Here is a 20,724-nt window from a genome sequence, read left to right as displayed (position 1 = left end):
TGCTCTGCTGCTTGTTTTCATATATATATTTATCTGCTTTGTCAAACTGTTCGACTTCGTTCTGAAGCTCTGTGAGGATTTCCGTGATGCTTTCGCGCGGCGGTATTCCAGCGGGGATAATCCGAACTGTTTTTTGCTGTCGGAATCTTTATACAATCTTAATACGGATGAACAGGTATTTATACGTTTTTAAAACGGAAGTCTCTAAAATAAGGAGGAATCAAAAAGAAGGAGTAAAAAGAGAAATGTGGAATATAAAACTGCGATACAGGAAACAATGGTCGTCGTTTGAAATTATCATTCTTGGTTTTGCAGGGGTAATTCTGGCAGGAGCACTGCTTTTGATGCTTCCTGTGGCTTCGCGGGAAGGAAATGTAACGCCATTTACAGAAACTTTGTTTACGGCAACATCAGCCGTCTGTGTGACGGGTCTGGCAGTCAGGGATACAGGAAGCTACTGGTCCGTCTTTGGGCAGAGCGTGATTTTGCTGCTCATTCAGATCGGTGGTCTTGGTGTAGTTACGATTGCCGTTTCAATTGCGATGCTTTCCGGGAGAAAAATTTCCCTGATGCAGCGAAGCACGATGCAGGATGCGATTTCTGCCCCGAAGGTGGGCGGAATTGTGCGCCTGACGCGTTTTATCCTCAAAGGAACCTTTGGAATTGAACTGTTGGGGGCGTTGTTTCTTCTGCCTGTTTTCTTACGGGATTACGGCGGAAAAGGAATCTGGATGGCGTTGTTTCATTCTGTATCCGCCTTCTGCAATGCGGGATTTGATCTTCTTGGAAAAACGGATCATCTGTATCCGTCCCTGACTTCTTATGTGGGAAATCCACTGGTTAATCTTACGATTATGGGGCTGATCGTAACAGGTGGAATCGGATTTCTGACGTGGGATGATATCTATACAAAAAAATATCATTTTCGCCAGTACTGCATGCAAAGTAAGGTGATCCTGCTTACGAGCCTGTTTCTGATTTTTGTTCCGGCGGCCTTTTTTTTCTTCCGGGATTTCGCCGGAATGCCGGTCAAGGAGCGGACGCTCTGCGCATTGTTTCAGTCCGTGACAACAAGAACGGCCGGATTTAATACGGTTGATCTTTCCGGAATGACAGGAGCGTCCCAGGCGCTTATGATCGTTCTGATGATGATTGGCGGAGCGCCGGGATCAACGGCAGGCGGAATGAAAATCACCACGTTTGCCGTGCTGACAGCCAATGCGTCTGCTACGTTCCGTCAGAGAGAGGACACACAGATGTTTGGACGCAGGGTCGGTCAGGAGGTATTAAAAAATGCATCTACGATTTTGATGATGTATCTGTTTCTGGTGCTGATCGGAGGAATGGTGATCAGTGTGGCAGAAAACCTGCCGATTTCTGATTGTCTGTTTGAGACAGCATCTGCTGTTGGAACGGTTGGTCTGACTCTTGGTATTACGCCGCGGCTCGGTGTACTTTCCAAAGGAATTCTGATCATACTGATGTTTCTTGGAAGAGTTGGCGGTCTGACACTTGTTTATGCTGCGATGTCCGGGAGAAAGAGCGCACATGCAAAAATGCCGCTGGAAAAAATAAATGTAGGATAAAAAGAGAGGAAGAGATGAGATGAAAAATGTTTTACTGATTGGAGTAGGAAGATTTGGAAGACATATTGCCATGCACCTGAACCAGCTTGGACATCAGGTGATGGCAGTAGACCGAAATGAGGAACGGATTGATGCGGTGATGCCGTATGTGACAAATGCGCAAATCGGTGACAGTGTCAATGCAGACTTTCTGCGATCCCTTGGCGTGGGAAATTATGATGTCTGTATTGTGACGATCGGTAGCAGCTTCCAGGATTCACTGGAAACCGCATGTCTTTTGAAGGAGCTGGGTGCAAAATGGGTCGTGTCCCGGGCAGAGCGGGATGTACAGGAAAAATTCCTGCTGCGGAACGGAGCGGATCAGGTTGTCTATCCGGAAAAACAGATGGCAAAATGGACAGCGATCCGTTACAGCTCGGATCATGTGTTTGATTATATTGAAATTGACAGTCAGTATGCGATCTTTGAGGTTGAAATCCCGGAGAACTGGACCGGAAAAAATGTCGGCCAGCTGGATATCCGGAAAAAATACGGTATTAATATTCTGGCAACAAGAAAATATGGAAAAACAGATGTTGCGGTGTCTCCGGAGACGGTTCTGGAGGGAGATGCTACCATACTGGTGCTTGGGGAATACAAAGCAATCCAGAAATGCTTTCGGATCTGAAAGAGAGGTGATTTCTGTGTTGAATGTAGGGCTGCTCTTCGTTTCCCTGGTCGGCTTTTTGTCTGGCGGCGTGCTCGTAGATCAGATAGAGGCATTTTTCACGGAAAACAGAAGAGAGGAACAGGAAACGGGACAAAATCTCACGGAAAACAGAAAACAAGAACAGGAAACGGAACAAAAAAAGATTTCCTGACTATAGCTTTCTCGTCATTTCTGATCTACAATAGGAGGTGGGGTGAGACAGTTGGAAAAAGAAAAACAAAAAAAAGAACATATTCTGGTGTGCCTGTCCTCTTCGCCATCTAATGAAAAAATCATTCGGACTGCTGCGCAGATGGCGCAGGCGTTTCAGGCCGGCTTTACGGCATTGTATGTGCAGACAGCAGAAAAAACAGAAAAAACACCGGAGGATCTGGCAAGGCTGCAGAAGCATGTTCGTCTGGCAGAGCAGAGCGGGGCTGAGATTGTAACGACACACAGTGAGGATATTGCTCTGCAAATTGCAGAATACGCAAGAATTTCCGAGGTAACACGGATTGTCATTGGAAAGAGCATGATGAAGCAGGGCTATTTTCATCAGCGAAGGGTGTGGACCGAGCGTCTGACGGATCTTGTGCCTGATCTGGAAATTCACATCATTCCAGATTCAGACGTGTACCGGAGATATCAGAAACGAAAAAATTTTCTGGAGTGGATGGAGCTGCCTTCCTGGAAAGAACTGATGCTTACGGTTCTGATTCTGGGTGCAGCAACCGGAATCGGAGAAATTTTTTTCCGGCTTGGTTTTACCGATGCCAATATTATTACCGTATATTTGTTTGGTGCCATGCTGACATCTATTCTGACCAGCGGTTATACCTGCAGCGTGATCAGTTCTGTTGCAAGTGTTGTCCTGTTTAATTATTTTATGACAGAGCCGCGGCTTTCGTTGCATGCGTATGGCTCCGGATATCCTGTGACCTTTGCGATCATGCTGGGTATTTCAATCCTGACGGGTACGCTTGCGTCAAAATTGAAAGAAAATGCAAAGCTTTCCGCACGAGATGCTTTTCGAACCAAGATTCTTTTTAATACCAGCCAGCTTCTGCAAAAGGCAGAGGATGCAGCGGAAATCTTTGATATTACGGCGACGCAGCTGGTAAAGCTTCTGGGAAGGGATCTGGTTGTGGCACCGGTAGAAACAAAGGAAAGCAGCATTGTACAGGGGACTCTTTACAACACAGAAACAGGAATAAAGTCAGAAAAAGTATTTGATGGGAAGGAACAGGAAATCCTGCAGTGGGTTCTGAAAAACCGGAAACGGGCGGGAGCTATGACAGAACGTTTTTCCGAAGAACCGTATCTGTATCTTTCCATCTATGCGGCACAGCACAGATATGGTGTGATCGGCATTTTCATCGGGCAAAAACCACTGGATGCGTTTGAAAACAGTATCCTGCTTTCCATTTTGGGAGAGTGTGCCATGGCACTGGATCGGGAACAAAGTGCGAGAGAAAAAGAAGAGGCGGCAGTCATGGCAAAAAATGAGCAGCTTCGGGTGAATCTGCTGCGGACGATTTCCCATGATCTGCGCACACCACTGACATCGATTCTCGGCAATGCGGACTCTTTGATCAGTAACTTTGATGCACTGGACGAAGGGATGCGGAAACAGATTTTTTCGGATATTTATGAAGATGCCGGATGGCTGATTGAACTGGTGGAAAATCTGCTTGCACTTACGAAAATAGAAGATGGAAGTGTAAAACTGCAATTATCCGATCAGGTGGTTGAGGATGTAGTCCGCGAGGCGCTGCGCCATGTAGAACGACGGAAAAAGGAGCATTACATTACGGTGGACTGCGGGGAAGATGTACTGCTCGCCCGCATGGATGCAAAGCTGATTGTACAGGTACTGGTAAACCTGATCAACAATGCAGTAAAATATACACAGGCAGGATCCAAGATCCGGATTACAGCCGGAAAAGAAGAGAAGAACGTATGGATTGCGGTGGAGGACAATGGACCCGGCATTCCGGCAGAGTGCAGGGAACATGTATTTGAAATGTTCTATTCCGGAAAAAATAAGGTGAGTGACAGCCGAAGAAGCCTTGGCCTTGGGCTGGCACTGTGCCGTTCCATTGTAAATGCACATGGCGGGGAACTGGTGCTTCGTGACTGCGTTCCGCACGGCTGCCATTTCCGTTTTACACTGCCGCTCAGTGAGGTGAATTTGAATGAATAAGACTTTAATACTGGTTGTGGAAGACGATACGCCGGTCCACAACCTGATTACGACAACACTGAAAACACACGATTATAAATATATTTCCGCGAAAAACGGAGCAGGCGCCATCATGGAGGCATCGACGCACAATCCGGACATTGTCCTGCTGGATCTTGGCCTGCCGGATATCGATGGCGTGGAGGTGATCGAAAATATCCGGAGCTGGTCCAATATGCCGATTATCGTGATCAGCGCAAGAAGCGAGGACAGCGATAAAATCGAGGCGCTGGATGCCGGAGCGGATGACTATCTGACGAAACCGTTTTCGGTAGAGGAACTGCTGGCACGCCTTCGGGTAACACAGCGCCGTCTGTCCCAGATGCAGGCGGAAAACGGAGTGCAGTCGGCCGTGTTTGAAAACGGAGCATTGCGGATTGAGTATGCGGCAGGATGTGCATATCTTGACGGAGAGGAACTTCATCTGACACCGATCGAATACAAGCTGCTCTGTCTGCTGTCACAAAATGTAGGAAAGGTACTGACCCATACGTTTATCACACAGAAAATCTGGGGAAGCAGCTGGGAAAATGATATCGCATCCCTCCGGGTTTTCATGGCAACACTTCGAAAAAAACTGGAAAAAAACGGAGATCAGACACAGTATATTCAGACTCACATCGGTGTCGGATATCGGATGCTTCGGGTAGAGTAAAGAAAAAATTGACTTTGCGAACTCAAAATGGTAGCATAAAGGACAGAAAATGCAGTTTTGGGAGGAACAACAGCGGATGATGAAAAACTTCGAAGTACTGGAGGAAGTTAAAAAACAGGGACGGAATCTGATCGAGTCAAAACGGGATGAAATTGTGCGGCAGAGTCTTCTGTCCGACGAATTTATTGACATGATACAGAAAAATAAAAAACCGTTTGACCTTCTGATGTCCTATTATCAGTGTGCGATTATGGAGGTTGAGACGAAGTTCAAGGTGTTGAACCAGGAGTATTCGTTATCGTATGATCAAAATCCGATAGAGGGAATTAAAACGAGAATCAAATCATATGAGAGCATTATGCGAAAAATCCGGGTAAAGGATGTTCCCGTTACCCTGGAGTCGATTGAGGAAAATATCCGTGATATTGCGGGCGTGCGTGTCATCTGTTCTTTCCCAAGTGATATCTACAAGCTGGCGGACAGCTTTCTGAAACAGGACGACATTACGCTGATTGAGCGGAAAGACTACATTCAGCATCCAAAGGAGAGCGGTTACCGCAGCCTTCATCTGATCGTTCAGGTACCGATTTTTCTGCAGGATCGGAAAAAGCTGGTCTATGTGGAAGTACAATTCCGTACCATCGCAATGGATTTCTGGGCAAGCCTGGAACATAAGATGCGATACAAGAAAAATATTCCGGAAAACCATGTGAAATATCTGCAGGATGAGCTTTACGACTGCGCCAGACAGAGTGCTGAGCTGGACAACCGGATGCAGAATATCAGGAATCTGATTGCGGAGGAAGCCGCAGAAGAAGAACGATACTCACTTGTATCATCATCAATGAAAGATAAAACCGGAATTTGAGAGGAAGCATAAAAATACGTCGCAGGTCTGCGGCGTATTTTTATGTGGTGCGGTTAATGATTAGAAAATCAGCTCCTGTTCCCGGAACAGTGCGTCAACCGCATCTTCATATTCCGCAAGCCGGTTCGCCTTTTTGATCTTTTTCAGATACTTCTGCGGATTCGTAAACGACGTTCCAAGATAAATCCACAGTGCTTTTAATTTAAACAGCACATTTTTATCCCCGGAAATCACACGCGCATAACCGGCGCAGAGATCCTCACAGAACGCGTGCAGCAGCTCTTTATCGGGAGCAGAGGCTTCGCCGCCTGCCGGATCTGCACTGCGCAGCATCCCAATCAGCCACGGATTCTGCAGTACCCCGCGTCCGAGCATCACCTTCTCCGTGTCCGGAAACTCACGGCAGAGCTTCTGAAAATCATCGGGTGAGAAAATGTCACCGTTGTAGCAGAGCGAATGGCGGCTTGCCTCATACGCTGTCCGGTAGCACTCCATGCGCGGCGTAAATTTATAGAAATCTTTCTGAATCCGCGGATGAATGATCAGTTCCTCGAGCGGATATTTGTCGTAAACCGTAAGCAGATCCTCCCACTCGTCGGTATCCGTTGTGCCAAGCCGCGTTTTGATCGAGATGCGGCAGTCGCACGACGAAAAAATCTCATCGAGAAACGCGTCGAGCGTATTCGGCCACGCGAGCAGCCCGGAGCCGCGCCGCTTGGCGACAACCGTGCCGGACGGGCATCCGAGGTTCAGATTGACGGTATCGTAACCGTACTCCCTCAGCTCCTTTGTCAGGGACAGAAAATCCTCCGCCTGATTCGTGAGAATCTGCGGAATCACCGTCATCCCTTCGTTGTGCTCCGGGAGAATATCGTTCCGTTCGCGGGAACTCATTTTTTTATTTGTAATAAACGGCGTGAAATAACGGTCCGCCGCCGGAAAATATTTGTGGTAAGCATTCCGGTACACATACCCGGTCAGCCCTTCCATCGGGGCGAGATAAAACTGCATAGTGATGAAAATCCTTTCGAAAAATAGTCGGGAAAAGGAACGATAGCAAGAACAGAGAATAACGCAAAAAGGGCAGTGCTGAATTTTTGGTATTATTTTCCGGGATTGCTATCATTCTGCATATGAATCTGCTCGCCCGTAACCGGCGCAAAGCAGCAAAGGGTTTCGCCATCGAGATTCTCGCGGTGCATATCAACCGCAGAAATCTGATGATTGTCATACGTTGTATAATAATAAATTCCCCGCGTTGCATTGCAGCAGGACGTATAGAGCGTGATTTCGTACTTTCCATCCGCCACCTCACAGCATCCCCTCTGCTGGTCGACGGAATTTAAGATATGGAAGAACTGGCTGACACTTTCTGCTTCTCCATCCCCGGAAATCGAATTCTGTTTTACGAATGCAACACGCGCAAAGCGGGAAGCAGAAGAGAGGTCGCCCGGCAGTCCAAGACCGCCCATGCCACGGCTGTACGTAGAAAGATCGAGCTGGTTGGAAAACGTGTTGGCCGGCTGTTTCGGTGACAGATGCAGGTAATTGTTCAGTGAAAACATCTGCATTGGAAACGGCGGATTGTTCGTCAGAACGCCGACCGGATTGTCGTAGACATGCAGACCGTCCGCCGTGGATTCCACGGTGATGGCGCCCGATGCATCTGCGATGATCCAGTGAAGCTGTGCGAGCGGAAGATTCTCTTTAAAAGGTGTGCTGATGAGATTGATACGGGAGAGGGATTCTTTTACTTCGGCAAGTGAAGCACACGTACCGAGAATCCACGGAATCAGTTCGAACTGCGCGATGTTATCTTTCTCCGGTTTCGGATCGAAATAAACGGCATTTCCTACAAAATTAAGGCCGGCGATACCAAGCCCTTTTTCGTTGAATGCTTCATAATAGAGCGGGTAATCATCCATCACACACGCCATGCCGATCATTGCATAGTGATGGGAAAGGGACGGCATATGAAGAAAGGAAAACGGGTAATTGCGAGGTGTGACGGTGATCTGGTCGCCATAGGAAAATTCATAATCGAGTGTACGACCCATATAAAAGTCGCGTGTTTGATAAGTTGCTGCTGTACACATAGAAAAACTCCTTTCGATGGACGGGTTGTCATTGCTGTAAGGTATCATAGCACAGAAGCGGAGGAACGAACAGGAGAAAAATATGAAAAAAGTATAAAAAAGAATCCTGCTCTTGCAGGATCCTCAGAGTGTAGACAAAACCCTGCTTTTGCAGGGTTTTGCTATGGGTGTTTTTTGAGGGATGATTGCTCAGATACGCTCCGGGCCGCTGACCGGTACCTGTTTCAAAGCAGCAGATCTGCCATAGATGCTGTGATTTGAAAGGATGCTGCAGGAAGAGGTGGAATTACGCAAGATGCTTCCGGAAGCGTTCTATGACAGCAACGGATTCTGCACTGACAGGTTTCGGAACAGCGGACGGTTTTGCAAGAAAATAGCCCTGCAGGAGATCCACATCCAGTTCCAGTACCTTCAAAAGCTCAGCTGGAGTTTCCAGACCCTCAGCAATGATTTTCATGCCTCTTTGATGTGCATAGGAAACAATATTTTCTACGATCTGCTGCTTGTCCGGATCGGAGTCGATGTCGCGGATGATGGAAAGATCCAGCTTGATATACGCCGGTGCAAGCTCCAGAAGCATTTTTTCATTGCTGTAGCCGCTGCCGTAGTCATCCAGGGCAAATACACCGGAAAATCCCAGCATCTCACGTTTTTGCTGCAGAGCTGTAAGATCCGGCGAATCCTCCTCTGTGATTTCGATGACAATCCGATCCTGAAGAAAGCTGTATTGTTCGACGTAAGCCACTGCCTCATCGTGATTCATGCATTGGCTTGCAATCGAATTGACAAAGAGAAGCTCATCACCGCGTATCTGATGGGTGGAGAGGAATGTGGCATAGGATTTTGCAGAGAGAAACATGGTCAGACGTTCTATTTCATGCAGGCACTCTTCCTCGTGAGCCAGCTGCAGGATCTGATCCGGACGGGTAAGTGCCGGGAGATTTCCGCGCATCAGCGCCTCGTAGGCGTAGATACTGCCGTCCGTGGCGGAAACAATTGGCTGGAAGTAATAGGTAAACAGCTCTTCATTCAACATTTTATGGAACAGGCGGCGCATCTCGGTTTCCTTTGCGCTTTTTGTAAAAAGCTCCGGATCGAATTCGGTAATGTGCCCTTTTTCCGCTTTTTTTACCTGGTACATTGCGAAATCTGCATATTTTTTCAGCGTAGACAGATCTGTACTGTTTTCCGGATACCAGGAAACTCCGCCGGAAAGGCGAAGGGGCAGTTTACGACCACTTGGCAGCTCCAGAGCCGTATTTGAAACCGCAAGGGAAAGATTCTGCAGAAGTGCCCGAATTTCTTCCTGCGACTGGTAGCCGTAGAACAGAAGATTAAATTCGTCGCCGGAAATACGGGCACAGAGCGTTTTAGCCGGCACGGAGGAGATAAAACACTGTCCTGCCTGCCGGATATAGGCATCGCCCCAGTCGTGGCCGAAGGTATCGTTGGTGCGTTTTAAATTGTCAAGGTCGATCATCAGAAGGGCAGCGTGACCGAGAACTTCCGAATGCTCAAAAAGAGCCTCACTTTCCCGCTGAAACGCGCGTCGGTTGTAGAGACCGGTTAATGCATCGTAATCACGCTCCTGTTCCATGCGCAGCCGTTCCAGCATAACGGAGGTAAAGTCTTCGACAAGTCCGATTTGCGCATAGCCCTCGCGGGAGGTCTCCATACGGATGTAGCGGATTGTTCCGTCGGAACATGAAATTTCATACACCTTGGAATGCCCGATCCATACGGTATGAGAATGTGTCTGGTCAAATTCACGCAGTATCTGCTGGAAATACCGGGTGGAAAGCCCGGAAACATCTTCAGATGGAAGGTTGAGCATGGAAAAAAAGTTCTTTGTGACATAGACCGTGTTGAGATCAAAACGCATCTCATAGCCACCAAGCTCAATGCTTGCCATTTCCATGATACGCAGGAATTTTGTGGAGGTTGTCAGAATATCCTGACTCAGCTGTGTAATTGCCTGCGAAAACTGATCGAGCTCGCGAATTCCCGTGCGGGAGAGAGTCGGCAGCTTTTCCCTGTTTTTTTGTGCGACAGCCACCTCTGCGGAGAGCTGGGAGACAGGATGCGCCAGCAAACGGCTGGTGATCAGGCTGGAAACGAGTCCGACGAACAGAGTCAACACAATGGCGGTCATCAGAATACGCAGCAGTTGCCTGGAAAAATAAAACAGGTTTGATGCTTTTACGGTACCGGCCAGTGCCCACTGTTCATCGGAAAATGGCGCATTCCTGCTGTAAAGCGTAAGCGGTGTGACGGAAACGTAATACGTACTTCCGTCACTTCGCAGCCAGAAGGAACCGTCAGGATGTTCTTTAAGCGTAAATGCCTGCTTCTCCTCTTCAAAAAACGTCATACCGTTTCCGGTGGAACAGACAGCTGAGCGGCAGATGATCTGGGATGGGGGATCGCTGTTCAGTGAAGCGGCAGACGCGGAAAAGAGAAGGTACGTTCCATTGCTTTCGTTCTGCAGCTCGGAATAGGGAAGAAGCGACTGCAGATAGGAGACAAGCATCTCGATACCGACAACGCCGTAAATGGTACCGTCGGATGTGATAAGCGGAATTGTGTAGGCAATGGCAGGACGGTCATCCCCGGAAAGCGTGTAGGGCAAAACCGTCCAGCGACCGTAATTATCCGCGTCCAGCGCACCGTGATCTGCCCATGTGGCAAGAAAAACCGGTGTGAGGAAAGCACTTTCCGGCTTCTGTGTCAGGTCAAAGGAAGTTGTCCAGGATTTATCTGTGGAAATACCCATGGAACGGACAAGCGCTATGGGAGAGCGTTCCAGAAGAAGATCATCGTTGGCTGCAGAAGCAGGGGAAGTGGGATCCAGATCCCGCAGATACATGCCCGGAATCGCGGAAACCGTACTTGATTTTGAGAATTCCTCCGTTGTAAAGGCAACGAAAACCCCGGTGACGGATTTACTGCGCAGTGTGGAAATCATGGCAGAACTGATTTCTTCCAGAAGAGGAAGCGCCTCGGCGGAACTGTTTCCAATCCTGGAAAGATCCAGCTTTTGGGCAGCGGAGAGCTCCGAAGCTTTTTCGTTGATACAAGAAGAAAGCGTGGAGAGCTCCTGGTTGAAAAGCAGTATGTTTTCCAGATAATCGGCGCGGTTGCTGGTCTGCATGTCGAGAAGATCCATGGCATTCTGGTTCAGTCTTGTACTGACATTGCTAAGATACAGGGCAGAAACAAGAAGGACAATTTCAATGCCGAGTACGAGAAGCATGGCGAACAGGATCGTCCGAAAAATTGTTTTTTCTTTCTTTCTTTTTTTCATTGTCATTCTCCTGTCAGAGTTTCCTGATCGACCAAAGCTGAGAGTGTGGAACGTGTGCTGCTGTACCAGGCTTCAAAGTGGTCATCGGTCAGAAATTCGGCAGATGCTTCCTCGAGTGTCTGTCCCTGCTCCATCCGGTCACGGACAATGAGAAGGTCAGCAGAAGCCTGGTCACTCATGGCATGCTCCAGAACAGAGCGTGCCTCATTTCCGTTTTCAAACGGTTTGGTTGTGTAGAGGCTGTTTGTGGTGATGGCGTGGATCGATTTGGTCAGAACCGTGTCTATGGAATCGGAAAGAGACGGATACTGCTGATGTATGGCAGCCATGTTGTTGGCGTCTTTTGTAACCGGCAGATAACCGGAGTCTACGGAGAAGGTAATGTTGTTTTCCGGTGCGGTAAACCATTTGAGGAAGGTTACGCACGCTTTGATTTCCTGCTCGCTGTTCTGTGTGACAACCATACCGGCACCCTGCTGTACCGCATAAGCTTCTCCGTCTGCAAACTTCGGACAGGGAAGAACCTTCATGGAAATACTGTGAGCATCGGAATATGAGGTGGCGACCTGCTTCGGAAAGAAGGTTGCACTGGAAGTGGAACCGGCGTAGGCAAGAATGTTTCCGGTTTTGATGTCATCACTGCGGAAGTGACCGGAAGCGGCAAAATAACCTTTGATAAACGGAACGTAATAGTTGTCCCAGAGCGTTCGCATTACATCGTGATCAAAATGCAGCGTCATTTTGCCGTTTTTTACATCAAAAATGGTACATCCGAGTTGCCTGGCACCGACCAGGATATCTAAAAAACTTTATAATTTTGTGACTTGATTTAAAAGAATTATAACATAAAGGAACAGGAGCCGTAATCGAAATTAAGCCGTGGAACAGAAAAATTGTTACAGTTCACTGGTTCCCAGCGAACTGTAACATTCGCAGCCCTCATTTAAAGTTTTGCTTCGCAAAAGGAGGGCTGCTCACGCCTGAATCACTTTCTTACGCAGCGAAACAGCAAGTGTTTCACTGCTGAGTGAACAGTAACGAAAAGTTATCTGTCGTTTGCCGGATACCGGTGAAGTGTAATGCAGCAGGAAAGAATCCGGTAAAGGAAAAAAGCTCCGCCGGAAAAGGTGGTATTTCCGGTGGAGCTCTGTGAAAAAAAGTGATCAGAATTTTACTGATGATAATAAGAGAGGAAGTCGGTGATCTTTCCAACCGCATCCTTTAAAACTTCAATTCGCGGCAGGTAAACAACGCGGAAGTGATCCGGCTGTCCCCAGTTGAAGCCGCCGCCGTGGACGATCAGAAGTTTTTTGTCGCGCAGCAGATCGAGAGCAAATTTTTCGTCGTTTGTGATATTGAACTTTTTTGTGTCAATTTTCGGGAACATGTAGAACGCAGCTTTTGGTTTGACTGCGGTGATACCCGGAATATCGCAGAATGCCTTGTAAACGTATTCGCGCTGCTCGTAAATCCGTCCGCCCGGAACGATGTAGTCGTTGACGCTCTGGTGGCCGCCAAGAGCGGTCTGGACAACGGACTGGGCCGGAACATTGGAGCAGAGACGCATGTTAGAAAGCATTTTGAGTCCTTCAATATAGTCCTTTGCGATAGCTTTATTTCCGCTTAAGATCATCCAGCCGATACGGAAGCCTGCGATCATGTGCGATTTGGAAAGACCACTGAAGGTGACACAGAACAGATCCGGTGCGAGGGATGCAATGGAAACATGCTCAAGACAGTCCATGACGAGCCGGTCATAAATTTCATCGGAAAAGATGATCAGCTGATGCTCTCTGGCGAGATCGACAATCTGCTGCAGAACCTCTCTTGGATAGAGCGCGCCGGTCGGGTTATTCGGGTTGATGATGACGATGGCCTTCGTGCGGTCAGTAATTTTCTTCCGCATATCGTCGATGTCCGGATACCATTCGGACTGCTCGTCGCAGATGTAATGAACGGCTTTTCCGCCGGCCAGCGTTGCACATGCCGTCCAGAGCGGGTAATCCGGAGACGGGATCAGGATTTCATCCCCGTCATCCAGAAGAGCGGACATGCAGAGGTTGATCAGCTCACTGACTCCGTTTCCGGTGTAGATATCATCGATCGAAACGTTCGGCAGTTTCTTTAACTGTGCGTACTGCATGATCGCTTTTCTTGCGGAGAAAAGTCCCTGGGAAGGAGAGTAACCCTCACAGTCGGTAAGCTGATGGCTCATGTCGTAGATGACCTCATCAGGAGTACGGAAGCCAAATGGAGCAGGGTTTCCGATGTTCAGTTTCAGAACCTGTGTGCCGCACGCTTCCATGCGGTTCGCTTCTTCTACGACAGGTCCGCGGACATCATATAAGACATTGTCGAGTTTCGATGATTTTTTAAATTCTCGCATAGGGGAACCTCCTGTTTTTGTCTGGGAAATGAAAGCGGCAGATGGATCAGAAAAGGATCCTGACGGATCGGAAACCGTATCTGCCGTATATTTTACTGTGGAATCTTTTGCAAGCAGCCAATCGGGATCGACCTGGAGCACATCGGCCAGAAAGTGAAGAATGTCGGAGCGCGGAACCGTTTTTCCGCTGACATACTGGCTGACATGGCTTTTTCCAAGCTTCACACCGCGCCGCTGGGCCGCTCGGATCAAATCGACCTGCTTGAACTGTTTTGCCTGCATGGCCAGTTTCAGACGGTCGGAAAAGGTTTCATTTGTCATAGAAAATCTCCTTAAAATAGAATGCAAAATAAAGAAAGTTCAAAACTGTGCTTATTGTAGCATGAGTGGAAAGAAAGTTCAATAGAAAAAGCTGGGATTTGTAAAAAATATTGAAAAGTTCAAAACGGAAGAAAAAATAAGTTCAATTATAATGTTTGTCTATTCTGTACAGGTAAAACGTTAAACCTTGCGCATTTTGCAAATTGACAAACGATGAGATTTCGGTAGAATAAAAAATAGGATTTTATGCGTTTCTGTTGAAATCTGCCAATAGAAAAGGGAGAGAAAGGGAGGAAAATGTATGGGGGAAGGTCATAAAAAACTGAATTTTTCTGACTGTATGGGACTTGCGATCGGACAGATCATCGGCTCAGGAATCATGGTGCTGACGGGAATCGTCATCGGTCTGACGGGACACGGCATTGCGGCCGCGTTTGTATTGGGCGCAGTCCTCGCCATCATCACCTGTGTGCCGTTCATTATCCTGACATCCGCGATCCCGTCGTCGGGCGCCGGTTTCACCTACATCCGCCGGCTGATGGGCGAAAAAGCCGGATTTATGTACATTGCGATGTTCGTCTTAAGCCAGGTGCTGATCGCGACGTACGCGAAAGGCTTTGCGAGCTATTTCTGCTCGATCTTTCCGCAGTTCAATGAGGCGGTTGTGGCCATGGCGGCACTTGTCATCTGTACAGCCATCAACCTCGTCGGACTGAAATCGAGTGCACTCGTACAGAAGGGCATGGTTGTGATGCTGCTTTTAAGCCTGTTCTTATTTATTGTATTCGGACTGCCGAAAGTGAGCTGGGATGCCCTGACACCGACGGTATCCAATCTGATGCCGAACGGTCCGAAGAACTTTTTCACAGGTGTAGCGCTTTTGAGTTTTGCGTGCGGAGGCGCAAAATTCGTTGCGGAGAACGGAGACGATATCGTGGAGCCGTCCCGCACGATTCCAAAGGTTATCGTGCTTTCCACAAGTATCGTTGCTGTATTCTACGTGCTGATCGGTATTGTGGCAGGCGGCGTGCTTCCGGTCGAAACGGTTGCATTTCAGAACCTGACCCTTGTCGCGCAGGAGATTTTTCCAACCTGGCTGTACCTGTTTTTCGTGTTCGGCGGTGCTGTATTTGCGCTGCTCACCACCCTGAACGGAACCTTGAGCTGGGTGACACGAGGACTGCAGGCGGCCGCAAAACAGGGCTGGCTGCCGGAAAAAACTGCGGAGGAGAATAAAAACGGTGTTCCGGTGATCCTTCTGTTGGTATTTTTCCTGATGGGCGCCATTCCGATCCTTACGGGAATGGATCTGACATTGATTTCAAACATGGGTGTCGGAACCGATATGGCGACGGAGTTTATGGTGCTGCTGGCCTGCTGGCGTCTGCCGGATATTTTCCCGGAAGAGTATCAGAAATCTGCGTTTTGTATGAAAAAGCGGACACTTCACATTCTGCTGTTTTTCATCGGCATTCTGATGATTGGAACCTCGTATGTCAATCTGTCGGATCTTACCGTTCCGGCGGCGATCGCATGCGGCATCTATATTCTGGTGATGTTTGTTTACACGCAGGTCCGATATCCGTATGTGAAGGCAAAACAGGAAAAGAAAGAAGACAAATAAAGAAGAGAAAAAGAAGAGAAATGGAGAAGAAACATGAGGGCAACAACAAAAGAGCAGGGCTTTTACAGCCAGATTTTTAAGCTGGTTCTGCCGATTGTGATTCAGAATCTTTTAAGCGCGGCAGTTAACTCTGCCGATGTCGTGATGCTGAACTACGTGGGACAGTCCGCTATTTCCGCGGTATCTCTGGCATCCAACTATGCAAATGTATTATTTATGGTTTATTACGGACTGGGAACAGGAGCAACACTTCTGTGTGCCCAGTACTTTGGAAAGGGCAATATGCGCGCAATTCAGACTGTCGAGGGAATCGCACTTCGATTCTCCGTCATCATCTCCGTTGTTGTGGCAGGAATTGCTTTTACCATGCCACAGATGATGATGCGTCTGTTTACAGATAATGCGGAACTGATCCGGATCGGTGCTTCGTATCTGCGTGTCATGGGTGTTACCTACCTGTGCTGGGGCATCACGGAGGTCTATCTTGCGGTGCTTCGAAGCCTCGGCCGTGTGACGATCAGCATGGCGATGAATATGATGGCATTCGCACTGAATGTATTTTTCAACGCATGCTTCATTTTTGGCCTTTTCGGATTTCCGAAGCTTGGAGCAACCGGTGTTGCAATCGCAACGGCGATGTCGCGTGTCATTGAATTGATCGGCTGCGTGATTGTGTCGATTACGAGTAAGGATATCAAGCTCGATCTGCGGTACATGTTCATCCGCAACAAGCTGCTGTTTTCCGATTTTGTGAAGCTGTCACTTCCGGCGCTTGGAAATGATCTTTCCTGGGGCGTTGCATTTTCGATGTATTCTGTGATCCTGGGCCATCTGGGAAGCGATGCGGTAGCGGCAAACTCGCTCGTTGTCGTTGTAAGAAACATCGGAACCGTGCTGTGCTTTGGTGTGGCAAGTGCGGGCGGTATTCTGCTTGGAAATGTTATGGGAGAAGGAAATCTGGAAAAGGCGAAGGAATATGCATCGAAACTGCTGAAGCTGACGGTTGTTACCGGAGCAGTGGGCGGACTGGTTGTACTGGTCATCACGCCGTTTGTACTGAGATTTGCTTCGTTAAATGAGACTGCGATGCATTATTTGAAATATATGCTGCTGATCAACACCTATTATATTATGGGGGCAGCTGTCAATACGACGCTGATTGCCGGAGTATTCCGTGCCGGAGGTGACACGAAGTTCGGACTGATCTGCGATACGATTGATATGTGGTGCTATGCGGTGCCGCTGGGATTTATTGCAGCGTTTGTCTTCAAGCTTCCGGTTCTTTGGGTCTACTTCCTGCTGTGTACAGATGAGTTTGTAAAATGGCCGTGGGTTCTGAAACGGTATAAGAGCGGATTGTGGGCAAAGAACATTACGCGGGATCATCTGTTTGAGGATGAAGCAAAAGAATAGATGATATAGATATAGAAAAAAGACATCTGCGGAGGTGAAAAATCACTTCGTCAGATGTCTTTTTCAAACACGCTCTAAAGAACAGTATATCCTTTGCTCTTTAAGCTTGCTTCTGTCTCGTACACATCCGGTACATGGAACACCATGATCGGGCAGCCGGACTCACGGTTGAAGGAGAGATAGATGTAGTCGATGCTGATATTTGTCTCAAGCAGTGTTTTCAGAAGAGAATTTAAGTTACCCGGCTGATCGACGACTTCAACACCGAGTACATCTGTCTGGCGTGTCATGTAACCGGCAGCCTGAAGCGCCTGCTCTGCTTTATCCGGATCGGAAACGACCATGCGGACAATGCCGTACTCTGCGCTGTCATTGTTGACGGAACCTAAAATGTTGACGTCATTTTCAAACAGAATCTGTGTAATCTGCTGCATCGTGCCTTTTTTATTTTCTGCGAAAATAGAAATTTGTTTTAACATAATTGGGGCCTCCTAAAATAGATTTCTGGTTTTATTATACTGCCAAAATCAAACCCGTCAACGAATTTTGGAAAAGAAGACGAAAAAAGATGAAAAAAGTGTATTGCTTGCAGAAAATTGATAGAATAAAAACATCAATACAAAAAATGAAAAAAGAAATCGATGGATGGGGAAAAGACAGAAAAGTCGGTTTGTAAGAGAAAATACACAAAATACAGATGAAATATAAAAAAACAGGCGAAAAAACTTTTGCATAATGCCGAAAAATGCGCTACAATATAAGCGATATATGTGAATTTATCATTGGGAGGTATTAGAATTATGGCTACATTTTATGCATCAAAAACAGGAGAAGTATCTGCAAGAGAAAAAGAACATTCCGCGCTGGTACGTGAACTGGCCGGTGAGTGCATGACACTTCTTGAAAACGACGGAACCCTGCCGCTTGCCGGTGCAGGAAAAGTCGCAGTTTATGGCAACGGCGTCCGCCACACGGTAAAAGGGGGTACCGGTTCCGGAGACGTTAACACAAGAACGGTTGTCACGATTGAACAGGGCTTAAAAGAGGCCGGTTTTGAAATCCTGACCGGTAAATGGCTCGATGAATACGACAAAGTCCTCGCAGACGCGCAGGCCGCATACCAGGCAGAACTGGCAAAAAAAGCAGAGGAGCTTCACGTTCCGATTTTTGCCGTTATGTTTTCCGAAGTATTCGCACAGCCTGACGTACCGGCTATCACCGAAAAAGAAGACACCGATACCGCAATCTACGTTCTGTCAAGAAACTCCGGCGAGGGCGCAGACCGCTACGACAGAGAGTGCGATTATCTGCTCGGCAGAAACGAGCTCGCAGACATCGCTTATCTGGCAGAGCATTATGAGAAAACCGTTTTAATTTTAAATATTGCAAACCTGGTGGATACCACCGAATTAAAGAAAATCAAAGGACTGAACGCGATTCTTCTCGCAGGACAGGCAGGAAATGCAACCGGAAACATTGTTGCAGATGTTGTCCTTGGAAAAGGTATTCCATCCGGAAAACTGACCGATACCTGGGCTGCTTCCTATGAAGACTATCCATCCTCCAAAAACTTCAGTCACAACAATGGCGACACCAACGATGAGTATTACAATGACGGCATCTATGTCGGCTACCGTTATTTCGATACCTTCAACGTAACCCCGAACTACTGCTTCGGCTACGGCAAAGGATACACCGATTTTGAGATGGAAGTAAAAGAGGTAGAGGCAGACGCAGAGAACGTTACCGTTACCGCATCCGTAAAGAATATCGGTGGCAAATTCGCCGGAAAAGAAGTTGTTCAGGTTTACTATTCCGCACCGGAAGGAGAAGTAGAGAAACCGTATCAGGAGCTCGGCGGATTCGGAAAATCCGATCTGCTTGCCCCAGGCGAGTCCCAGACCCTGACCGTTTCCTTCCCGACCAGATCCATGGCTTCCTACGATGAGAAGAAAGCAGCATGGGTACTCGAGGCAGGAACCTACTATATCCGTGTCGGCAATAGCTCCAGAACAACGAAAGTCGCAGCTGCCCTGAACCTCAAAGAGACCGTTGTTACTGTTCAGGCAAAGAACCTCTTCCCGGCAGACGACGCTCCGCAGGAACTCTCCAAAGCTGGCGTAACCCCATACAGCTATGAGGGAGAAGCAGAAGAGAAAGCAGCTGCAAAACAGATTGATATCTGCAGCAAATGCATCAAGACCGAAACGATTACATACAGTGAGACACCGGAAGCATTCCCGGTTTACGAGGGCGAGAAGCTGACTGCAGCAGATGTAAAGAGCGGAAAAGCAACGTTAAAAGATCTCGTATCGCAGCTGACCGTAGAAGAGATGGCTGCCGTTTGCAATGGTACTGCAGACGGACTTGGTCAGGAAGGATTTATCGGATCTTCTTCCGATATGGCACCTGGAGCAGCGGGAGATACGACTTCCATTCTTCTGGAAGACAGAGGCATTTACAATACGATTCTTGCCGATGGTCCGGCCGGCCTTCGTCTGATTCCGCACTTTGTCGTTGACGCAGACGGAAAAATGGTTTCCTCCGGAAATACGCTGGAAGATGCGTTTAACAAAAATAAAATTGAAGTTCCGGAAGGCGGCATCGAATACTTCCAGTACTGCACTGCAATCCCGGTAGCAGCACTTCTTGCGCAGTCCTGGAACATGGATCTGATCCAGAAATGCGGCGATATCGTCGGAAAAGAGATGGAAGAATTCCATATTTCCGTATGGCTGGCGCCTGGCATGAACATTCACAGAAATCCGCTCTGCGGAAGAAACTTCGAGTACTATTCCGAGGATCCGCTTGTGGCAGGTATGTGTGCAGCAGCCGATACCAGAGGAATCCAGTCCCATGCCGGAATCGGAACCAGCATCAAGCACTTTGCAGCCAATAACCAGGAAGACAACCGTATGTATGTCAATGAGCATATCAGCGAGCGTGCAATGCGTGAAATCTATCTGAAGGGCTTTGAAATCGCAGTCAAGACAGCACAGCCGATGACAATCATGTCCTCCTACAACCTGGTAAACGGCGTACATACTGCCAACAGCCACGACCTTCTGACGGCAGCAGCAAGAGATGAGTGGGGCTTCGCAGGTTATGTTATGACCGACTGGGGAACCTCAGAGGATATGAGCGGACTGTTTGCCTATAAATATAACCTGAAATACGGACATTCCACTTCAAGAGAATGTGTTCTTGCAGGAAATGATCTGCAGATGCCGGGCCAGGAAGGAAACCGTCAGGAAATTGTAGCATCTGTTGCAGACGGAACCCTGCCGCTTGGACAGCTTCAGACCTGTGCATACCGCATTCTGAATGTTGTTCTGCAGTCCCTCGCCTATGATGACTGCAAACCATATGGTGATCAGTTCGATCTCGAAGAGGCAGTTACCGTTACAAAAGCATAAAAAATCAAAAAAAGCATAGAAGCAGCCCCGCAGACCCTTACCATAAGGCTTTGCGGGGCTGCTTTTTGTACGGTCAAAGAGGCAAGTCTGTGACTGCATGAGACAAACGATTTCCGCAACCTGCA

At 47.9% G+C, this 20,724-nt stretch carries 14 protein-coding genes; 8 read left to right on the top strand and 6 right to left on the bottom strand.

Going from position 1 to position 20,724, the window contains the following annotated elements; genetic code table 11:
• The first annotated feature begins 245 nt into the window (after window positions 1-245).
• The 5 genes from ACY2VT_RS03550 (at window position 246) to ACY2VT_RS03530 (ending at window position 6,039) form a co-directional block, all read left to right on the top strand.
• Complete coding sequence (locus ACY2VT_RS03550) at window positions 246-1,586, top strand: TrkH family potassium uptake protein (protein WP_461878900.1); 1,341 nt, start codon at window positions 246-248, stop codon at window positions 1,584-1,586.
• 19 nt (window positions 1,587-1,605) lie between these two features.
• Window positions 1,606-2,253: a potassium channel family protein gene (locus tag ACY2VT_RS03545; RefSeq protein WP_461874897.1), complete on the top strand. Its 648-nt coding sequence runs from the start codon at window positions 1,606-1,608 to the stop codon at window positions 2,251-2,253.
• A 334-nt stretch (window positions 2,254-2,587) separates the two neighbouring features.
• On the top strand, window positions 2,588-4,477 hold the full coding sequence (locus ACY2VT_RS03540; protein ID WP_461878899.1) for a DUF4118 domain-containing protein: 1,890 nt from the start codon (window positions 2,588-2,590) through the stop codon (window positions 4,475-4,477).
• A complete protein-coding gene (locus tag ACY2VT_RS03535; RefSeq protein WP_461877605.1) occupies window positions 4,470-5,171 on the top strand; it encodes a response regulator in 702 nt (233 codons plus the stop codon). Before ACY2VT_RS03540 ends, ACY2VT_RS03535 begins: the two co-directional genes overlap by 8 nt.
• 76 nt (window positions 5,172-5,247) lie before the next feature.
• Complete coding sequence (locus ACY2VT_RS03530; protein ID WP_461877604.1) at window positions 5,248-6,039, top strand: GTP pyrophosphokinase; 792 nt, start codon at window positions 5,248-5,250, stop codon at window positions 6,037-6,039.
• 60 nt (window positions 6,040-6,099) lie between these two features.
• Here ACY2VT_RS03530 and ACY2VT_RS03525 read toward each other — a convergent pair whose 3' ends face one another.
• The 5 genes from ACY2VT_RS03525 to ACY2VT_RS03505 form a co-directional block, all read right to left on the bottom strand.
• Window positions 6,100-7,050, bottom strand: a complete 951-nt coding sequence (locus ACY2VT_RS03525; protein WP_461878898.1) for a tRNA dihydrouridine synthase — start codon at window positions 7,048-7,050, stop codon at window positions 6,100-6,102.
• A 92-nt stretch (window positions 7,051-7,142) separates the two neighbouring features.
• Window positions 7,143-8,135, bottom strand: a complete 993-nt coding sequence (gene bsh / locus ACY2VT_RS03520) for a choloylglycine hydrolase (protein ID WP_461878897.1) — start codon at window positions 8,133-8,135, stop codon at window positions 7,143-7,145.
• Window positions 8,136-8,421: 286 nt separating this feature from the next.
• Window positions 8,422-11,439, bottom strand: coding sequence for an EAL domain-containing protein (locus ACY2VT_RS03515; protein WP_461878896.1), 3,018 nt, complete (start codon window positions 11,437-11,439; stop codon window positions 8,422-8,424).
• Between the two features lie 2 nt (window positions 11,440-11,441).
• Entirely contained in the window at window positions 11,442-12,179 is a 738-nt protein-coding gene (locus tag ACY2VT_RS03510) for an extracellular solute-binding protein (RefSeq protein WP_461878895.1), read from the bottom strand.
• A gap of 431 nt (window positions 12,180-12,610) precedes the next feature.
• A complete protein-coding gene (locus tag ACY2VT_RS03505; RefSeq protein WP_461878894.1) occupies window positions 12,611-14,146 on the bottom strand; it encodes an aminotransferase class I/II-fold pyridoxal phosphate-dependent enzyme in 1,536 nt (511 codons plus the stop codon).
• 301 nt (window positions 14,147-14,447) lie between these two features.
• On the opposite strand from ACY2VT_RS03505, the gene ACY2VT_RS03500 reads away from it, so the two are divergent.
• Window positions 14,448-15,770: an APC family permease gene (locus tag ACY2VT_RS03500; protein WP_461878893.1), complete on the top strand. Its 1,323-nt coding sequence runs from the start codon at window positions 14,448-14,450 to the stop codon at window positions 15,768-15,770.
• 33 nt (window positions 15,771-15,803) lie between these two features.
• Window positions 15,804-17,183, top strand: coding sequence for an MATE family efflux transporter (locus tag ACY2VT_RS03495; RefSeq protein ID WP_461878892.1), 1,380 nt, complete (start codon window positions 15,804-15,806; stop codon window positions 17,181-17,183).
• Between the two features lie 74 nt (window positions 17,184-17,257).
• Here ACY2VT_RS03495 and ACY2VT_RS03490 read toward each other — a convergent pair whose 3' ends face one another.
• The gene (locus ACY2VT_RS03490) at window positions 17,258-17,662 is read right to left on the bottom strand and encodes an amino acid-binding protein (RefSeq protein WP_461874884.1); all 405 of its coding nucleotides are present in this window, start codon (window positions 17,660-17,662) and stop codon (window positions 17,258-17,260) included.
• A gap of 321 nt (window positions 17,663-17,983) precedes the next feature.
• Between ACY2VT_RS03490 and ACY2VT_RS03485 the strand changes: the two genes are divergently transcribed.
• Window positions 17,984-20,599 (top strand): glycoside hydrolase family 3 protein, encoded by a 2,616-nt coding sequence (locus tag ACY2VT_RS03485; RefSeq protein WP_461878891.1) that lies wholly within the window; start codon window positions 17,984-17,986, stop codon window positions 20,597-20,599.
• Window positions 20,600-20,724 lie beyond the last annotated feature (125 nt).

The organism is Fusicatenibacter sp. (assembly GCF_050872605.1).
Classification (GTDB): Bacteria; Bacillota; Clostridia; order Lachnospirales; family Lachnospiraceae; genus Fusicatenibacter.
This window is presented reverse-complemented; position numbering and strand designations above follow the sequence as displayed.